This is a genomic window from Kitasatospora sp. NPDC051984, assembly GCF_044593455.1.
In the GTDB taxonomy this organism is placed as follows: domain Bacteria; phylum Actinomycetota; class Actinomycetes; order Streptomycetales; family Streptomycetaceae; genus Kitasatospora.
In genome coordinates, this window is sequence record NZ_JBIUCB010000007.1 from 60,120 (window position 1) to 77,096 (window position 16,977).

General features: G+C 72.7%; 20 protein-coding genes and 1 pseudogene. 13 read left to right on the forward strand and 8 right to left on the reverse strand.

Annotation, left to right across the window (positions count from 1 at the left end):
• Positions 1–511 precede the first annotated feature (511 nt).
• A pseudogene (locus tag ACIHEI_RS16025) lies at positions 512–1,276 on the forward strand (vWA domain-containing protein); the annotation flags it as partial.
• 36 nt (positions 1,277–1,312) lie between these two features.
• Here the strand turns inward: ACIHEI_RS16025 and ACIHEI_RS16030 are convergent.
• Positions 1,313–1,924: a CBS domain-containing protein gene (locus ACIHEI_RS16030; protein WP_396607017.1), complete on the reverse strand. Its 612-nt coding sequence runs from the start codon at positions 1,922–1,924 to the stop codon at positions 1,313–1,315.
• Entirely contained in the window at positions 1,921–2,448 is a 528-nt protein-coding gene (locus tag ACIHEI_RS16035) for a pyridoxamine 5'-phosphate oxidase family protein (RefSeq protein WP_387646984.1), read from the reverse strand. The genes ACIHEI_RS16030 and ACIHEI_RS16035 overlap by 4 nt, the downstream gene beginning before the upstream one ends.
• A 201-nt stretch (positions 2,449–2,649) precedes the next feature.
• On the opposite strand from ACIHEI_RS16035, the gene ACIHEI_RS16040 reads away from it, so the two are divergent.
• The 11 genes from ACIHEI_RS16040 (at position 2,650) to ACIHEI_RS16090 (ending at position 11,069) form a co-directional block, all read left to right on the forward strand.
• Positions 2,650–4,245, forward strand: a complete 1,596-nt coding sequence (locus ACIHEI_RS16040; protein WP_396607018.1) for a M4 family metallopeptidase — start codon at positions 2,650–2,652, stop codon at positions 4,243–4,245.
• A 47-nt stretch (positions 4,246–4,292) separates the two neighbouring features.
• Positions 4,293–4,646, forward strand: a complete 354-nt coding sequence (locus ACIHEI_RS16045; RefSeq protein WP_396607019.1) for a zinc ribbon domain-containing protein YjdM — start codon at positions 4,293–4,295, stop codon at positions 4,644–4,646.
• A gap of 136 nt (positions 4,647–4,782) precedes the next feature.
• Positions 4,783–5,151 carry an ArsR/SmtB family transcription factor gene (locus ACIHEI_RS16050; RefSeq protein ID WP_392945661.1) on the forward strand — a complete coding sequence of 123 codons (369 nt, stop codon included), beginning with the start codon at positions 4,783–4,785 and terminating at the stop codon, positions 5,149–5,151.
• Positions 5,152–5,313: 162 nt separating this feature from the next.
• Positions 5,314–5,517 (forward strand): hypothetical protein, encoded by a 204-nt coding sequence (locus ACIHEI_RS16055; protein ID WP_387646976.1) that lies wholly within the window; start codon positions 5,314–5,316, stop codon positions 5,515–5,517.
• 146 nt (positions 5,518–5,663) lie between these two features.
• A complete protein-coding gene (locus tag ACIHEI_RS16060) occupies positions 5,664–7,274 on the forward strand; it encodes a SulP family inorganic anion transporter (RefSeq protein ID WP_396607246.1) in 1,611 nt (536 codons plus the stop codon).
• Between the two features lie 205 nt (positions 7,275–7,479).
• Positions 7,480–7,929, forward strand: a complete 450-nt coding sequence (gene crcB, locus ACIHEI_RS16065; protein ID WP_396607020.1) for a fluoride efflux transporter CrcB — start codon at positions 7,480–7,482, stop codon at positions 7,927–7,929.
• Positions 7,926–8,276: a DUF190 domain-containing protein gene (locus ACIHEI_RS16070; RefSeq protein ID WP_396607021.1), complete on the forward strand. Its 351-nt coding sequence runs from the start codon at positions 7,926–7,928 to the stop codon at positions 8,274–8,276. The genes crcB (ACIHEI_RS16065) and ACIHEI_RS16070 overlap by 4 nt, the downstream gene beginning before the upstream one ends.
• On the forward strand, positions 8,273–8,647 hold the full coding sequence (gene crcB, locus ACIHEI_RS16075) for a fluoride efflux transporter CrcB (protein ID WP_392945667.1): 375 nt from the start codon (positions 8,273–8,275) through the stop codon (positions 8,645–8,647). The genes ACIHEI_RS16070 and crcB (ACIHEI_RS16075) overlap by 4 nt, the downstream gene beginning before the upstream one ends.
• A 282-nt stretch (positions 8,648–8,929) precedes the next feature.
• Complete coding sequence (locus ACIHEI_RS16080) at positions 8,930–10,132, forward strand: cytochrome P450 (protein ID WP_396607022.1); 1,203 nt, start codon at positions 8,930–8,932, stop codon at positions 10,130–10,132.
• A gap of 47 nt (positions 10,133–10,179) precedes the next feature.
• Positions 10,180–10,377, forward strand: a complete 198-nt coding sequence (locus ACIHEI_RS16085) for a ferredoxin (protein WP_396607247.1) — start codon at positions 10,180–10,182, stop codon at positions 10,375–10,377.
• A 62-nt stretch (positions 10,378–10,439) separates the two neighbouring features.
• Positions 10,440–11,069 (forward strand): AAA family ATPase, encoded by a 630-nt coding sequence (locus ACIHEI_RS16090; RefSeq protein WP_387646963.1) that lies wholly within the window; start codon positions 10,440–10,442, stop codon positions 11,067–11,069.
• Between the two features lie 3 nt (positions 11,070–11,072).
• Here ACIHEI_RS16090 and ACIHEI_RS16095 read toward each other — a convergent pair whose 3' ends face one another.
• The 6 genes from ACIHEI_RS16095 to ACIHEI_RS16120 form a co-directional block, all read right to left on the reverse strand.
• Positions 11,073–11,627, reverse strand: a complete 555-nt coding sequence (locus ACIHEI_RS16095; protein ID WP_387864238.1) for an RICIN domain-containing protein — start codon at positions 11,625–11,627, stop codon at positions 11,073–11,075.
• 23 nt (positions 11,628–11,650) lie between these two features.
• A complete protein-coding gene (locus ACIHEI_RS16100) occupies positions 11,651–12,205 on the reverse strand; it encodes an RICIN domain-containing protein (RefSeq protein ID WP_392945687.1) in 555 nt (184 codons plus the stop codon).
• A gap of 23 nt (positions 12,206–12,228) precedes the next feature.
• Positions 12,229–12,774: an RICIN domain-containing protein gene (locus ACIHEI_RS16105; protein WP_396607023.1), complete on the reverse strand. Its 546-nt coding sequence runs from the start codon at positions 12,772–12,774 to the stop codon at positions 12,229–12,231.
• Between the two features lie 154 nt (positions 12,775–12,928).
• Positions 12,929–13,558: an MBL fold metallo-hydrolase gene (locus ACIHEI_RS16110; RefSeq protein ID WP_396607024.1), complete on the reverse strand. Its 630-nt coding sequence runs from the start codon at positions 13,556–13,558 to the stop codon at positions 12,929–12,931.
• A complete protein-coding gene (locus ACIHEI_RS16115) occupies positions 13,558–14,643 on the reverse strand; it encodes an S-(hydroxymethyl)mycothiol dehydrogenase (RefSeq protein WP_387646951.1) in 1,086 nt (361 codons plus the stop codon). Before ACIHEI_RS16115 ends, ACIHEI_RS16110 begins: the two co-directional genes overlap by 1 nt.
• A gap of 88 nt (positions 14,644–14,731) precedes the next feature.
• Positions 14,732–15,412, reverse strand: coding sequence for a phosphatase PAP2 family protein (locus tag ACIHEI_RS16120; RefSeq protein WP_396607025.1), 681 nt, complete (start codon positions 15,410–15,412; stop codon positions 14,732–14,734).
• A 148-nt stretch (positions 15,413–15,560) separates the two neighbouring features.
• On the opposite strand from ACIHEI_RS16120, the gene ACIHEI_RS16125 reads away from it, so the two are divergent.
• Positions 15,561–16,670, forward strand: coding sequence for a PucR family transcriptional regulator (locus ACIHEI_RS16125; protein WP_396607026.1), 1,110 nt, complete (start codon positions 15,561–15,563; stop codon positions 16,668–16,670).
• Positions 16,671–16,977: the final 307 nt, after the last annotated feature.

Sequence of the window (16,977 nt, forward strand, 5' to 3'; positions counted from 1 at the left end):
TGCCACCCGTGAGTTGAGGCTGCGCCTGTCGGCCGGGCCCTCGCCCGAACCGGTGCCGGTGCCGGAGGGCGTGCACTTCACCCGCGAGCTCAGGCTGCGCCCGGCGGAAGAGCCGTCTCCCGCACCGGAGTTGGAGCCCGGGCCCGGGGGCGTCCACTTCACCCGCGAGCTCAGGCTGCGCCCGCTGCCGACCCCGCAGCCCGCGCCCGCATCCGACCCGTTCGCGTCCTCGCCGGCACCGCGGCCCGCGCCCGCATCCGACCCGTTCGCGTCCTCCCCGGCCCCGCAGCGCGCGCCCGCGCCCGACCCGTTCGCGACGTCGCCGGAACAGCCCGCGCCCGACCCGTTCGCGCTCCCGCCGTCGCCGGAACAGGTCGCGCTCCCGCCGTCGCCGGAACCGCTCTCGGTGCCGCCGGCCGTCCCCCCGCGCCCCACGCACGCGCCCGACATCGCGGCCGCCGCCGCCGCGCAGCAGCTCGCCGCCGCCGCCGCGCAGCAGCTCGCCGCGGCAGGCGAGTCGCAGCTGCCCGTCGACATGCGCAAGCGCCTCTCGTTGCGCAAGCAGCAGGTCGCCGTCAGCCTGCAGAAGCACGGCGCGCAGGGTGTGGTGGCGCGGATTCTGCTGGTGCTGGACGCGTCCGGGTCGATGGCGGGGTTGTACGCGCGGGGCGTGGTCGCGGACGTGGTGGAGCGGATGGCCGCCGTGGCCGCGCAGTTGGACGACGACGGGACGATGCAGGCGTGGACGTTCGCGTCCCGCTCGGCCCGGCTGCCCGATCTGAGCGTGCCGGGGCTGCCCGAGTGGCTGCGGCTGCACGTCCGGCCCGGTGAGGCGAGCATGGGCGGGCTGTTCGGCCGTCGTCGTATCCGGGCGCCGAGGCCCGACGGGCGGGTGGACATGAAGGCGGTCGGGATCCAGAACGAGGAGCAGAAGGTGATCGCCGAGGTGCGGGAGTTCGTCCGCGCCTTCCCGTCGCCGCTGCCCACCCTGGTGCTGTTCTTCTCCGACGGCGGCATCTACCGCAACTCCGAGATCGAGTTCCAGCTGCGCTCGGCCGTCGAGGAGCCGATCTTCTGGCAGTTCGTCGGCCTCGGGCATTCCAACTACGGCGTGCTGGAGTACTTCGACCGACTGCCGGGCCGCCGGGTCGACAACGTCGGGTTCTTCGCCGTCGACGACATCAGCACCCTGCCCGACCCGGAGCTGTACGACCGGCTGCTGTCCGAGTTCCCGCAGTGGATCACGGCCGCCCGCCGGGCCGGCATCCTGCGCTGACGGGCCCGCATCCTGCGCTGACGAGCCGGCGGGACGTCAGGCCGCGGCGCGCGTGGTCCGGTCGGTGACCGAGACCACGCCGTCGACGGCGGCGCACAGTTCGCGCAGGGCGAGGGTGTGGCAGTGCGGGGCGGTGGTGCCGCTGAGGGTGACCTCGCCCTGGACGACGTCGACGCTGATCAGGGCGGGGCTGGTGCCTTCGACGGTGGTGAGGATCTCCTCGACGATTTCGCGGCGGATCGCCTGGTCCTCGCGGAGGAAGACCCGCAGCAGATCGCCGCGGCTGACGGTGCCGATCAGGCGGCCGTCGGTGGGGGAGACCACGGGCAGGCGTTTGACTCGCCGACGGGTCATCAGGCGGGCGGCGGCGACCACCGTGCTGTCGGGGGTGGTGCAGACGGCGGGGGTGGTCATCAGGTCGGCGGCGGTGGTGCCGGTGCCGCGCAGGTGGACGGGTGCGGGCAGCAGGGATGCCGGGTCGTACTGGGCGAGTTGGGTGCGCAGCAGGTCGGCCTCGGAGACGACGCCGAGCGGCCGGTGGTCGGTGTCCACCACCGGCACGGCGGTGATGTCGTACTCGGCGAGCAGTGCGACGATCTCGCGGAAGCCCGTTCCGGGGCTGACGGTGACCACTTGACTGGTCATCATCGCTCCGACGGTGCAGTGCCGCATCGCCCTTCGCCTCCTCGGTCCGCGCCGGTCCGATGCCGACGTTCCCACTCTGCGGGGTGTGCGGCGTCGGGGGCGAGGGCCGGAGGTCCCGGGTGGTGGGGCCGGTCGGCGGGGCGGGGGCGGGGCGGCAGCAGCCGCAGTCCGGACACCCATTCGGGGCGGATCCGGACGGAGACGGCGGGCGGGCCGGTGGCGGCGGTGGGGTGTACGGCGTCGGCGTGGCCGAGCACGGTGACAGTCCAGCCGCTGCCGTCGGCGGGGTCGACCTGGTCGGCCTGGAAGGCGACGACGGTGCCGGTCACGGCGCGCAGCAGCTCTTCGTCGGGCTGGTCGACCAGGACGCTGCCGCCGTCCGCGAGGCGGTAGCGGACCGGCAGGACGGCGGGCAGGGCGTGCCGGGTGTAGACGAGCCGGCCCACCGAGTGACGGGCCATCAGGCGCAGACACTGGCCCGGGTCGAGGCTGAGGCCATCGGGGGAGGAGACGGGTTCGCTGGTCATATCTCCGATCCTGGGCGGTCGGAGCCGTGTGGCGGGAGGGCCGTTGGTCGTTTCCGTACCGGTCGAGCGTCCTTCCGATCGGCGGGGGTGGGGCTCCGGGATACGAACCGATTACGTTCTTTTTCTGTTCATAGAACTGTTTGTATGTTCATCGACAGGCTGTCAGTCGGCCAGCCCCCCGCTACCCGACTGGAGTCACGAGTGAGCCCCTCCTCCTCCGCGCGCCGACGCACCCTCACCGCCGGCGCCCTCGCGGCGAGCGCCGCACTGCTCGTCGCCGCAGTCCAGGTCGACACCGCCTCCGCCGCCCCCGGCCGCGACGCCGCGATCGCCCGCGCGGAGGCGAACGTCTCCCACCACGCCGACCTGTTCGGCTTCGGCGCCGGCCAGGGCCTGAAGGTCAAGGACGTCATCATCGACGCGGACGGCACCCAGCACGTCCGCTTCGACCGCACCTACCGCGGCCTGCCGGTGATCGGCGGCGACCTGGTCGTCCACCAGGACGCCCGTGGCAAGCTCGCCGACTCTTCCCGCGCCAAGGGCCACGACGCCGCGGTGAAGTCCGTGGTGCCCGCCGTCTCCCCGCAGCACGGTGCCGCCGCCGCGCTCGGCCAGGCCCAGGGCATATCCGGCGCGACCGCCACCCCCGAACTGGTCGTCTGGGCCGCCGACGGCACCCCCCGCCTCGCCTGGCAGACCACCGTCAGCGGCGAGGGAAAGCAGGGCCAGCCGGCCGGCCGGATCGTCGTCACCGACGCCAACACCGGTGAGGCGATCGAGAGTTACGACTCCGAGCAGTCCGCGGCCGGCACCGGCCACTCCGAGTACACCGGCGACGTCCGGATCGACACCACCCAGCAGGCCGACGGCAGCTACACGCTGACCGACCCGGTCCGCGGCCACCTCACCAAGGACGCCAAGAACCTCGGCGCGAGCAGCGTCAAGGCCGGCTCCGGCAGCGCGCTCACCAGCACCACCAACGTGTGGGGCGACGGGAAGAAGTTCTCCACCGACCGGTCCACCGCCGCCGTCGACGCCCACGCCAACACCGCCTGGACGTACGACTACTACCTCAACACCTTCGGCCGCAAGGGCATCAAGAACGACGGCCGCGGCGCCACCGTCTTCGTCCACGTCGGCACCAACTGGGACAACGCCCAGTGGTCCGACACCTGCTTCTGCATGATGACCGGCGACGGCAACGGCACCACCGACCCCGAGCAGGTCGACCTCGACACCATGGGCCACGAGATGACCCACGGCGTCACCAGCGCCACCGCCAACCTGCGCTACAGCAGCGAGTCCGGCGGCCTCAACGAAGCCACCAGCGACATCTTCGGCACCATGGTCGAGTGGTACGCCAACAACGGCGTCGACACCCCCGACTACCTGTTCAGCGACCAGTCCACCCCGCCGTGGCTGCGCCGCTTCGACAAGCCCTCGCTGGACGGCCGCTCCGCCGACTGCTGGAGCAAGACCGTCGGCAAGCTGGACGTGCACTACTCCTCCGGCGTCGCCAACCACTGGTTCTACCTGGCCAGCGAGGGCAGCGGCAGCAAGACCATCAACGGCTTCACCTACAACAGCCCGACCTGCAACAACTCCACCGTCACCGGCATCGGCAACCAGAAGGTCGCCGCCATCTGGTACCGGGCGCTCACCGTCTACATGACCTCCACCACCAACTACGCCGGCGCCCGCACCGCCTCGCTGAACGCCGCCCGCGACCTGTACGGCGCCACCTCCACCGAGTACGCGACCGTCGCCGCCGCGTGGAGCGCCGTCTCCGTCGCCTGACCGCACGTGTGTCCGGATGGCGACCGATCGGCCGCTATCCTGGCCCGATGAGCGACAACCTTCCCCCCTGCCCCAGCTGCGCCGGCCAGTACACGTACGAGATGGACGCCCTGATGGTCTGCCCCGAGTGCGGCCACGAGTGGGCGCCCGCCGGGGACGACGCGGCGCAGCCGGCGGGGGAGCGGGAGATCCGGGACGCCGTCGGCAACGTGCTGGCCGACGGCGACACCGTCACCGTGGTCAAGGCCCTGAAGGTCAAGGGCAGCGCCTCCGGCATCAAGGCCGGCACCAAGGTGCGCAACATCCGGCTGGTCGACGGCGTCGACGGCCACGACATCGACTGCCGGATCGACGGGTTCGGCGCCATGCAGCTCAAGTCGAGCGTGGTCAAGAAGGCCTGACCCGCTTCCTGCCCCGCCGTGCTCCCGGACTCCCCGCGTGGGGGCCGGGAGCACGATCATTGTCGGGGTCGGCTTGCTAGGGTCGGCGCGACGCCCCCGTGCCCTTTCGGGCCTTGAACGAGACGGTGACGACCACGTGAACGCCGAGAACCCGCAGTCGCTCCCGGTGGCCAGTGTGCCGCTGTACCAGCTGAAGGCGGAGTTCTTCAAAACGCTCGGGCACCCCGTGCGGATCCGGGTCCTGGAGCTGCTCAGCACCCGCGACCACGCCGTCGCCGAGATGCTCCCCGAGGTCGGCGTGGAGCCGGCCAACCTCTCCCAGCAGCTGGCCGTGCTGCGCCGCGCCAAGCTGGTGCACGCCCGCCGCGAGGGCTCCACCGTCGTCTACACCCTCGCCAGCGGCGAGGTTGCCGACCTGCTGCGGGTCGCCCGTTCCATCCTCGGCTCGCTGATCACCGACCAGGCCGGCCTGCTCGCCGACCTGCGGGCCGCCGACAAGGGCTGACGCGCCGTCACTTCCCTTGCTGTGCCCGCGAGGGCGCCGTTGCGCCCCAACATGCAGACATTGCGACTTGCGAAATTCTTCAAGTCGATACATTCTGATCGGGTGCCCGGCAGGTCCGTCCTGCCCGGGCGCCTGCGTGCCGACATGGGGAAGGGGCCGGACGTGACCGAGCTGTTCGAGGATGAGGTCCGCGAGCAACTCGCCCTCGCCGAAAGGGCGTTGCGCGAGGCCCGGGACGCCGACGACGACCACGGCGCGCAGGCCCAGGCCGGCCGGATCGCCGGGCTGCTGCGGATCGCGGAGCAGCACGGCGTCGCCGTCCCGTCCCGGTCCGGAACAGAGCCGGAACCCCAGAAAGAGAGCTGAACGGTGCCCGCGTCGCAGTGTCAGGCCCAGGCGGAGGTCCATGATCCGCTCGCCACGATCCGATGCGGCGGGGCGGCGTGAACGGCGGGGGTGTGATCGGACGGCGGGTGCGGGCGGTACTGCCGAACCGCAAGGTGCTGGCCACCATGGGCCGCGACCCGCGCCGCGACTTGATCGCCGGCCTGACGGTGGCCGTCGTGGCGCTGCCGCTGGCACTGGGCTTCGGAGTGTCCTCCGGGGCGGGCGCGGCGGCCGGGCTGGCCACCGCCGTGGTCGCGGGTGCGATCGCCGCCGTGTTCGGCGGCTCCGGCCTCCAGGTCACCGGCCCGACCGGTGCGATGACCGTGGTGCTGGTGCCGATCGTGGCCCACTACGGCACCCCGGGCGTCCTGACCGTCGGCCTGCTCGCGGGCCTGATGCTGATACTGCTGGGGCTCGCCGGGGCCGGGCGCTGGATGGCGTACGTGCCGGTGCCGGTGGTGGAGGGCTTCACGGTCGGTATCGCCGGTGTGATCGCGCTCCAGCAGGTGCCCGGCGCGCTCGGAGTGGCCAAGCCGGAGGGCGAGAACCCGGCGGTGGTCGCCGCCCGCGCCGTGAAGGCGTTCGCGGAGACCCCGCACTGGGCAGCTGTGCTGCTCGCCGCGGGCGTCGCCGCCCTGATGCTGATCGGCGGGAAGCTGCGGCCTGCCGTCCCGTTCTCGCTGATCGCCGTGGTCGCCGCCACCGTGCTGGCCAAGGCCGTCGACCTGCCGGTCGGCGTCATCGGCAAGCTGCCCGCCGGGCTGCCCAGCCCCTCGCTCGGCTTCCTCGACCTGTCCGCCGTGCCCGGGCTGCTGCCGTCCGCGCTGGTGGTGGCCGCGCTCGGCGGGCTGGAGTCGCTGATGTCGGCGACCGCCGCCGATGCGATGACCGCGAACGACCCCCGCCGGGGCGGCGAGCGGCACGACAGCGACCGGGAGCTGTTCGGCCAGGGCCTGGCCAACCTGGTCGCCCCGCTGTTCGGCGGCGTTGCCGCGACCGGCGCGATCGCCCGCACCGCCGTCAACGTGCGCACTGGCGCGGTCTCCCGACTGGCCGCGCTGGTGCACGCCGCCGTGCTGGCCGTGGTGGTGTTCGCCGCCGCGCCGCTGGTCGCCGACATTCCGCTGGCCGCGCTGGCCGGTGTGCTGATAGCCACCGCCGTCCGCATGGTCCAGGCCGGGGCGCTGCGCGCACTGGCCCGCACCGGGCGCGGCGAGGCCGCCGTGCTGGCTGCGACCGCCGTCGCCACCCTCGCCTTCGACCTGGTCACCGCCGTCGGGGTCGGCCTGCTGCTGGCCGGCGCGCTGGCACTGCGCTCCGTCGCCCGGGGCGCCCGGCTGGAGCGGCTGCCGGTGTCCGAGGAGGACCACGCGGGCGGGCGGATCGCCGCCTTCAGGCTGCACGGCCCGCTGCTGTTCGCCGCCGCGCACCGGCTGCGGACAGAGCTGACGGCCGCCGCGCGGGCCGAGGTGGTGATCCTGCGGATGTCCCGGGTCACCGCGATCGACGCCAGCGGCGCGACCGTGCTCGGAGAGGCGCTCGCCGACCTGCACCGCCGCGGCACCCTGGTACTGGTCTCCGGGCTGCACGACGAACACCGGCGACCGCTGGACGCCCTCGGCGTGCTGGACGAACTCCAGCTCCAAGGGCGGCTGTTCGGCACCTCGGCGGAGGCCCTGGAATACGCCCGGGACAGCCTGCCGTCCATCCCCGCGCCGGCCGTCGGCACCCGCTGAACGGCCCGGGCCGCTCGCACGCCGGGCGGCCCGGCCTGCCCGGTAGAGTGGGCCCAGTAGCACCCCCTCGGGGTGCGTGACGGCGGTGGGGCCCGCCGGACACGAACCGCAGCGGTCTGCTGCCAACGGTCCCTGCTTGTACAGTGGCGCGCCCGGAATTCTCGGGTGCCGTGCGAGTAGGAGACGTGTGCCCGTGGAGAGTCCGATGGCGGTCGATGCCGAGGCCCGGCAGCGGCCGGTGAGGCGGGGGCCGGACAGTGAACTGGCGGCCGTGATCGGTGTGGTGGCCGTCGGGGGTGTGCTGGGGGCGTGTGCCCGGTACGCGATCGCGCTGGCATGGCCGACGCCGGTGGACGGGTTTCCGTGGGCGACGCTGGCGATCAATGTGGCCGGGTGCGCGGTGATCGGGGCGTTCATGACGGTGCTCACGGAGGCGTGGCGGGCGCACCGGCTGGTGCGGCCGTTCTTCGGTACCGGTGTACTGGGCGGGTTCACCACTTTTTCCACCTACGCGGTCGACATCCAGCGCCTGATGCTGGCCGGCCGCGCCCCGGCGGCGCTGGGGTACCTGGCCGCGACCCTGCTCGCCGCGATGGTCGCGGTCTGGGCCGGCGCGGCGGTCGCCCGCCGGGTGATCCGACGGAGGACGCGATGACCACACGCATCGAACGGGCGCTGCGGATGACGGCGCTGGTCGGCGAGGACGAGCGCTGGCACCACCGCCCGCTGTACGCCGAGATCGTGCACCGGGTGCACGCCGCGGGGCTGGCCGGTGCCAGCGTGTTCCGCGGGGTCGAGGGCTTCGGCGCGTCCTCGATGGTGCACACTTCGCGGCTGCTGTCGGTCGGCGACGACATGCCGATGGCGGTCGTGGTGGTGGACCGCGAGGAGCGGATCCGCTCGTTCCTGCCGCAGCTGGACGACCTGCTGGACCGGTGCCTGGTGACGCTCGACGCGTGCGAGGTGCTCCGGAAGGTCAAGGACGACGGGATGGCGCGGTGAACTGGCTGCTGGTGATCGTCGGCGCGGCGGTCGGCGCCCCGCTGCGCTACCTGACCGACCGGGCGGTGCAGGCCCGGCACGACACGGTGTTCCCGTGGGGGACGTTCGCCGTCAACGTGTCCGGTTCCCTGGTGCTCGGCCTGCTGACCGGCGCGGTGGCCGCCGGCGCGGCCTCTTCGCAGCTCCAGCTGCTGCTCGGCACGGGCTTCTGCGGGGCGCTGACCACGTATTCGACGTTCTCGTACGAGACCTTGCGGCTGGCCGAGAGCGGGGCCCGGTTCTACGCGGTGATGAACGCGGCGGGCAGCGTGGTGGCGGGTCTGGGGTCGGCGTTCACGGGGTGGGCGATCGCCCAGGCGCTGTGGGTGTGAGGCCGTGGCCCGTTCTCGATCGGCCGTAAGGATGATCCTCCGGCCGTGACGGACCTGGGCATGGCTGGTGGGCGGGGGTCCCGGACCCCGGGGGAGTGGCGGTGCGTCGCCGTGATCCGGACAGAATGCCCGCCGGGGCCAGGATCATCTTCCCGTGGGCACGGACCGCGAGTTAGCGTGACGTTGAGTTAGTTGCCCGAGGCACTCAACTGCCCGGGCCGCGCAGTCGCAGGCTCCATCGCCGACGCCACCGCCGGCCCAGCTCCGGGAAGGGAGCACCAGATGGCCACCGCCGCAGAAACCTCCCCCACCATCCACCCCGCCCCGCGCGAGGCGACCTGCCCGTTCGCCCCGCCGCCCGCCTACCAGCAGGCCCGGCACGACGAGCCGATCAGCCGCGTCACCCTGTACGACGGCAACACCGCCCTGCTGATCACCCGCCACGAGGACGTCCGCGCCATCCTCGCCGACAACCGGTTCAGCTCCGACCCGGCGAACCCCGGCTTCCCGTTCCTCACCGAGGGCGCCCGCCAACTCCTCAACGTCAAGCCCACGTTCATCCGGCTCGACGACCCCGAGCACGGCCGGCTGCGCCGCATGCTCACCGGCGACTTCACCGTCCGCAAGACCGCCGAACTGCGCACCGAGATCCAGCGGATCACCGACGAACTCATCGACAGGATGATCGACGGACGCCAACAGGCCGACCTGGTCGGCGAGTTCGCGCTGCCGCTGCCGTCCCTGGTGATCTGCCTGCTGCTCGGCGTCCCCTACCAGGACCACGACTTCTTCCAGGAGTGCAGCCGCACCCTGCTGCACCGCGGCGCCACCACGGAGGAGATCGTCGAGGCCAACAACCGCCTCACCGAATACCTCGACGCCCTGACCGCGTCCAAGCGCGACAACCCCGACGACGGCATCCTCAGCCGCCTGGTCGAGCGCGGTGAACTCGAGATCGAGGACATCGGCGCGATGGGCCGGCTGCTGCTGATCGCCGGGCACGAGACCACCGCCAACATGACCGCGCTGTCCGTGCTGGCCCTGCTCCGCAACCCCGAGCAACTCGCCCACCTGCGCGCCCACCCCGAGGACACGCCCGCCGCCGTCGAGGAGCTGCTGCGCTACCTCAGCATCGTGCAGACCGGCCTGGTCCGGGTCGCCGTCGCCGACGCCGAGATCGGCGGCACCAAGATCCGGGCCGGCGAGGGCGTCATCCTCCAGGTCAACACCGCCAACTGGGACGACGGACGCTACCCCGGGGCCGACACCCTCGACCTCACCCGCGACACCCGCCACCACCTCGCCTTCGGCTTCGGCGTCCACCAGTGCCTCGGCCAGCCGCTCGCCCGGCTGGAACTGGAGATCGCCCTGGAGACCCTGCTGCGCCGGCTGCCCGACCTGAAGCTCGCCATGCCGTTCGAGGACGTCCCGTTCCGGCACGACATGCTGATCTACGGCGTCCACGAACTCCAGGTCGCCTGGTGAGCGCCACCACGCCGGCCCGCACCGGTGACCCCGCGACGGCCGGAACCGTGACCGTCTCCGTCGACCAGGACCGCTGCTGCGGCGCCGGACAGTGCGTCCGCAACGCCCCCGAAGTGTTCGACCAGCGCGAGGAGGACGGCGTGGTCGTGCTGCTCGACGCCCGCCCGCCCGCCGAGCTGCGCTCCGCCCTCGAGGACGCCGCCGCGTCCTGCCCCTCCGGGGCGGTCCGGATCACCGAGAACTGACCCGGACGCCCCCGGTAAACTGCCGAACCGTCCCGCCGCTCCATGGCGGGACGGTTCGACGTTTGAGGAGGAGTCCCGTCGAGGCCACCGTCGAACTCGCCCCGCACGGCGTCACCGACCTGCGCGGGCAGGCAGGCCCGCCGCTGACGATCCGCTACGGCCCGGGCGCCGCCGTCGTGGTGGCCGGACTGCCCGGCAGCGGCAAGAGCACCCTGCTGCACCGCTGGGACGGCCGCGCCCCCGTCCTCGACCCGCGCACCAGCCGCCTGGCCGCTCAGGCCGCGATGCCCGCCCGGCTCCCGTACCCCGTCTACCGGCCCGTCGTGCGCACCCTGCACCTGCTGCGCACCCGCGCCGCGCTGCGCAGGCCCGGGCCGCTGCTGGTGCACGACTGCGGCAGCCGCCGCTGGATGCGCCTCGCCCTCGCGCACTGGGCCCGCCGGTACGGGCGCGAGCTGCACGTGGTGCTGCTCGCCGTCCGGCCCGAGCAGGCGCTGGCCGGCCAGCACGCCCGGGCCCGGACCGCCGCCCCGCGCACCTTCCGCCGCCACGTGCGCGGCCTGACGGCGCTGCTGGCCGCCGTCGAACGGCGGGGGCGGTCAGCGTTCCCGGGTGCCTCGTCCGTGCTGCTCGCGGACGAGACCTCGCGGGAGCGGCTGACCGCCGTCCGGTTCGTGGCCCCGGACCAGTAGCCGTCAGGCGTAGATGACGTTCCACTGCTGGTTGCGGTCGCCCGTGCGGCAGCCCTCGATCGTCACCTGGCTTCCGGCGTGGGAGGTCAGGCAACCCTGGTCGCCGTCGGCGGAGTGGATGTACGTGCCGATGTCGCCGGCCGCGTACCACCAGCGCGACCGGGACGCGGTGTTGTCGTACGGGTCGTACCAGGGGTTGTACTCGGACAGTTCGCCGGTGTTGTTGAAGCTGTTTCGCAGGTTCCGGTAGCTCTTGGTGGTGCACCAGCCGTCGGTGCACTTCTCCGTCTCCCAGGAGGAGAAGACGACCTGGTTGGCGGAGGTCATGGTGACGTACCACCACTGGTTGGACTGGCCGGTCTGCGCGTAGCTGTACACCGGGGCGCCCTGGTCGATGTTGTGCGCGTAGTCGTCCAGGTACTGGCCGGTGCCCATGTTCAGGACGTGCACCCAGCCCCGGGGCACGGCGGCCTGGGCGGGGGCCTCGACGGCGAACACGCCCGCGAGGACGGACAGGGACACGCCGGCGGCGGTGAGGATCGTTCGGATGTTCTTCACGGTGGGACTTTCCTTCCGGCGGGTCAGCTGTAGGTGATCTGCCACTGCTGGTCGTGGTCGCCCGAGCGGCAGCCCTCGACCGTCACCTGGCCCCAGGCGTGGGCGGTCAGGCAGTCGCCGTTCCAGGCGGCGGAGTGGATGTACGTCCCGGCGTCGCCACCCACGTAGTACCAGAGCTGCTCGCCGGGCAGTTCACCGAAGCGGGTGTCGTGCTGCCAGCGCTGCTGCGGGCCGAGGACGCCGCGGTTGCCGCTGTCTCGGGTGAGGTTGCGGTACCACCAGCCGGTGAGGCCGTTGCCCTGCTGGGTCTCGTAGGAGGAGAACGAGACCGTGTTGTTGCCGCTGTTGTCCACCCACCACCACTGGTTGGACTGGCCGGTCTGCGCGTACGTGTACACCGGGGCGCCCTGGTTGGTGTTGTGGGCGTAGTCGTCCAGCAACTGGCCGGTGCCGACGTTCCGGATGTGCGCCCAGCCCTGCGGCACGGCGGCCTGCGCGGGGGCCTCGACGGCGAACACGCCGGCGAGGACGGACAGGGACACGCCGGCGGCGGTGAGGATCCTTCGGATGTGCTTCATGGTGCGGCTCTCCTTCCGGCCGGTCAGCTGTAGAGGACGTTCCACTGCTGGTCGTGGTCGCCCGAGCGGCAGCCCTCGACCGTCACCTGGCCCCAGGCGTGGGCGGTGAGGCAGTCGCCGTTCCAGGCGGCGGAGTGGATGTACGTCCCGGCGTCGCCGGCCACGTAGTACCAGGCCTCCTCACCGGGCAGGCCGCCGAAGCCGATGTTGGCGGTCCAGAGCTGCTGCGGGCCGAGGACGCCGCGGTTGCCGCCGTCGCGGACGAGGTTGCGGTACCACCACTTGGCCACGCTGCTGTACTGCTGCGTCTCGTAGGAGGAGAAGGTGACCGTGCTGTTGGTGTTGTTGGCCACCCACCACCACTGGTTGGACTGCCCGGTCTGCGCGTACGTGTACACCGGCGCGCCCTGGTTGGTGTTGTGCGCGTAATCGTCCAGGTACTGGCCGGTGCCGACGTTCTGGATGTGCGCCCAGCCCTGCTGCACCATGGCGTCGGCGGGCGCGGCCGCGGTGATGGTGGCGGCCAGTGCGGCGCCGGCCACCAAGGCGCCGACGAATCTCTTCTTCACTGTCTTTCCCCCTTGTTCCTGTTCTGCGGGCGACGCCCCCGCGTCGCCGACCAGGTGAGGGGACGGTATGAAAGGCCGTTGGACAGATGATGGACAGCCGAAAATGCCGCCGCCCCGGACGTGGCGTCCGGGGCGGCGGATGGTTGACGGGCCGTCAGTGGCCGCGGGCGATCCACTCCGCCAGGTGCGGGGCCTCCGCGCCGACGGTGGTCGAGTCGCCGTGGCCGGTGCGCACCACCGTCTCGGCCGGGAGCGTCAGCAGACGGTCGCGGATCGAGTCGACGATGGTCGGGAAGTCGGAGAACGACCGCCCGGTGGCGCCCGGCCCGCCCGCGAACAGGGTGTCGCCGGTGAAGACGGTGCCCAGCTCCGGCGCGTACAGGCTGACCGCGCCCGGGCTGTGGCCCGGGGTGTGCAGAACGGTCAAGGCGGTTCCGGCGACGGTCAGTTGCTGACCGTCGGCGAGCGCGCCGTCGGGCCCCCGGTCCGGGTGGGTCTGGTCCCACAGCACCTGGTCGTCCGGGTGCAGCAGGATCGGCGCGCCCGTGCGGGCGGCCAGCTCCGGCGCGGCGTCGATGTGGTCGTTGTGCGCGTGGGTGGAGACGATCGCCACCAGTGCGCGCCCGGCCACCGCCGCGGCGATCGCGTCCGCGTCGTGCGCGGCGTCGATCACGATCACCTCGTGGTCGTCGCCGACCAGCCACACGTTGTTGTCGACCTGCCAGGTGCCGCCGTCCAGGCAGAACTCCCCCGCGGTGACCAGGTGTTCGATCCGGGCCGCCATCAGAAGACCACCACCGAACGCAGCACCTCGCCGCGGTGCATCCGGGCGAACGCCTCCTCGACGCCGTCCAGCGGGATGGTCTCGCTGACGAACGCGTCCAGGTCGAGCCGGCCCTGGAGGTACAGGTCGATCAGCATCGGGAAGTCCCGCTCGGGGAGGCAGTCGCCGTACCAGGAGGACTTGAGCGCACCGCCGCGGCCGAACACGTCCAGCAGCGGGAGTTCGAGGGTCATCTCCGGGGTCGGAACGCCGACCAGCACCACGGTGCCCGCCAGGTCGCGGGCGTAGAACGCCTGCTTGTACGTCTCCGGGCGGCCGACCGCGTCGATCACCACGTCCGCGCCGTTGCCGCCGGTCAGCTCGCGGATCGCCTCCACGGCGTCGGTCTCCCGCGAGTTCACCGTGTGGGTGGCGCCCAGGCCGCGGGCGGTGACCAGCTTGCGCTCGTCCACGTCCACCGCGATGATCCGCGACGCGCCCGCCAGCCGGGCACCCATCACCGCGGCGTTGCCGACGCCGCCGCAGCCGATCACCGCGACGCTGTCGCCGCGACCCACCTGGCCGGTGTTGATCGCCGCGCCCAGACCGGCCATCACGCCGCAGCCCAGCAGGCCCGCCGCGGCCGGCGAGGCCGCCGGGTCCACCTTGGTGCACTGGCCCGCCGCGACCAGGGTCTTCTCGGCGAACGCGCCGATGCCCAGGGCCGGCGACAGCTCGGTGCCGTCCTCCAGCGTCATCTTCTGCTTCGCGTTGTGGGTGGCGAAGCAGTACTGCGGCCGGCCCCGCCGACACGCACGGCAACGGCCGCACACCGCACGCCAGTTGAGGATCACGAAGTCACCCGGCACGACATTGTCGACACCCTCGCCGACGGCCTCCACCACGCCCGCCGCCTCGTGGCCCAGCAGGAACGGGAACTCGTCGTTGATCCCGCCCTCCCGGTAGTGCAGGTCGGTGTGGCACACGCCGCACGCCTGCACCTTCACCACGGCCTCGCCCGGACCCGGATCGGGCACCACGATCGGCACCACCTCCACCGGCGCGCCCTTCGCCCGAGCGATCACACCCCGCACAACCTGAGCCATCCCGAAACCCTTCTTGCATTTACGGCAATTTCGCGGCGCGGACGCGCCTGTGCCGAACCTACGCCGATCTGCCCGCGCGGCGGACCCTTCAGTCCCCGGACGGGCGACCCGCGGGCCGACGATCCAGCAGCACAGCGCCACTTCCACGGCCCTGACGTGCCAGCAGCGTACCCAGCGCCAGCCACCCCGCCGCCAGCAGCCAGCCGCCCAGCACATCCAGCGTCCAGTGCACCCCCAGGTACACCCGGCTCGCACCGACCGCCCCCGCGAACAGCACCGCCCCCACCACCGCGAGGCGGGCGGCCGCCGGACGGGCCAGCACCACCGCGAGCGCCAGCAGCCCCGCACCGGCCGCGGCCGTGAACGCGTGCCCCGACGGGAACGAGAAACCGGAGGCGTGCACCGCCCGGTCCGCGAGCGGCGGCCGCGGCCGGCCGAAGCCGTGCATCAGCAGCTGGCGCAGCCCCTGGCCGAGCAGCAGCCACACCGTCGGCGCGAACAGCACCAGCGCGACGGGCTTCGGTACCCGCCGGACCATGAGCGCGCCCGCCGCCAGCGTCATCAGGTACGGCAGCGGCGCCGAACCCAGCGCCGTCACCATCGTCGCCACCGTCGTCGCGCCGGGCGGCCGGTGCCCCACGCACCAGTCCAGCACGGCCTGTTCGAACCCGAACGGCCCCCACCCGTGCGCGGCCAGCACCCCCGCCAGCACTGCGAACGCCGCCCAGCAGCCGACCAGCGCCACCGCTGCCTTCCGGCCAGCCGTCATCGTGGAATCTCCCGAGGTCGCAAGCGGCGCACCGCCAGGAACCGCACGCACCGCAGGGGACATCGTACGGGTCCGAACAACAGCAGTCGGAACCGGTCGGCGATCGCTAGGATTCGGCGGTCGAACAGCAGGTGAAGGAGTGTCAAGGATGGCCGAGCAGGCGGTGGCCGGGGAACTCGGCGACCGGTACGTCGGGATGCTCGCCGAAGTCTCCCGCTCCGGGCGCCGGTTGACCCGCGCGGAAGTCGAATCGCTGCGCGCCCTCGGCGAACGCGGCGCCGAGACCGGACAGGGCCTGCGCGACCTGGTCGCCCACTGCATGAGTGCCGGACGCCGGGCCTGGCCGACCCTCCCCGGCATCGCCGGCGCCGGCACCGTCGGCGAACTGCGACAGGTCGGCGAAGCCCTGCTGATCGCCGCCGAAACCGCCCTCGCCGCCCTCGGCGAAGGCCATGAGCGCGCCCAACGGCTGGCCGTCCGCCAGGAGGAAGCCGCGCGCCGCGAGTTCATCGACGACCTGCTGTACGGCCGCAGCGACCTCGGCACCCTCGCCGAACGCGCCGAACGCTTCGGCCTGCGCCTGGCCCGCACCCACGCCGTCGCCGTCGCCGTCGGCGCCGACCAGCCCTACGGCCACCTGGACGCCGTGGTACGCCGCGTCGAACGCGAACTCACCGGCCGCTTCGGCGAACGCGACGTCCTGCTCGCCACCAAGGACGGCCGGCTGGTGTGCGTCGCCCCCGAGAGCGAACAGGCCGTCCTCGACGCCTTCGCCCGCCTCGCACTGCGCCCCGGCGCCGGCTACCCACCCGCCCGCCGGGTCGCCACCGGACGACGCCACTCCGGGGCCGGCGGCGTGGTGCGCAGCTACGAGGAGGCGCTCGACGCGCTCGACTTCGCCGAACGGCTCGACCTGCCGTCGGAGCTGCTCAAAGCCGAGGAGTTGCTGGTCTTCCCGGTCCTGATGCGCGACCGCGCGGCGATGGCGGACCTGGTGCGTACGGTCCTCGGCCCGCTCGCCGCTGCCCGCGGCGGGGCCGGCCCGCTGCTCGACACCATCGCCGTGCAGGCGGAGGCGGGCTACGTCAACGCGGAAGCGGCTCGCCGCCTGGGGGTCAGCGTACGGACGCTCGGCTACCGGACGGAGCGCATCAAGGCGCTGACCGGGTACGACCCGACGGACGCGCTGCACCGGTACACGCTGGAGACGGCGGCGATGGGGGCTCGGTTGCTGGGGTGGCCGGGGCAAGGGCTTTAGCTGCGCGCCAAGCGCAAGCCGGTCCGTGAGGTCGCGAGCACGTGCAAGTCATTGTTCGGTGTCGCGATCTTGCCGACAGTTGCGTTCCCCTTCGCGCAGTTCCGCCCCCTCGCTTCGCTGGGGGCACCCCCAGCGCCCCTGTTTTCGCGCCCGTCCGAGCACATGCGTGGATTGCGCGTCAAGAGGGCGTCAAGATTGCCGGGTTCTGGCAATGTGCGGAGGGGGCCCGAGCTGACACGATCTTCCTGTCGCCGGGAGATCGGCGCGGATGGGCCGGCGGGAATCGGGGGATTCGTTCCGTTGGCCC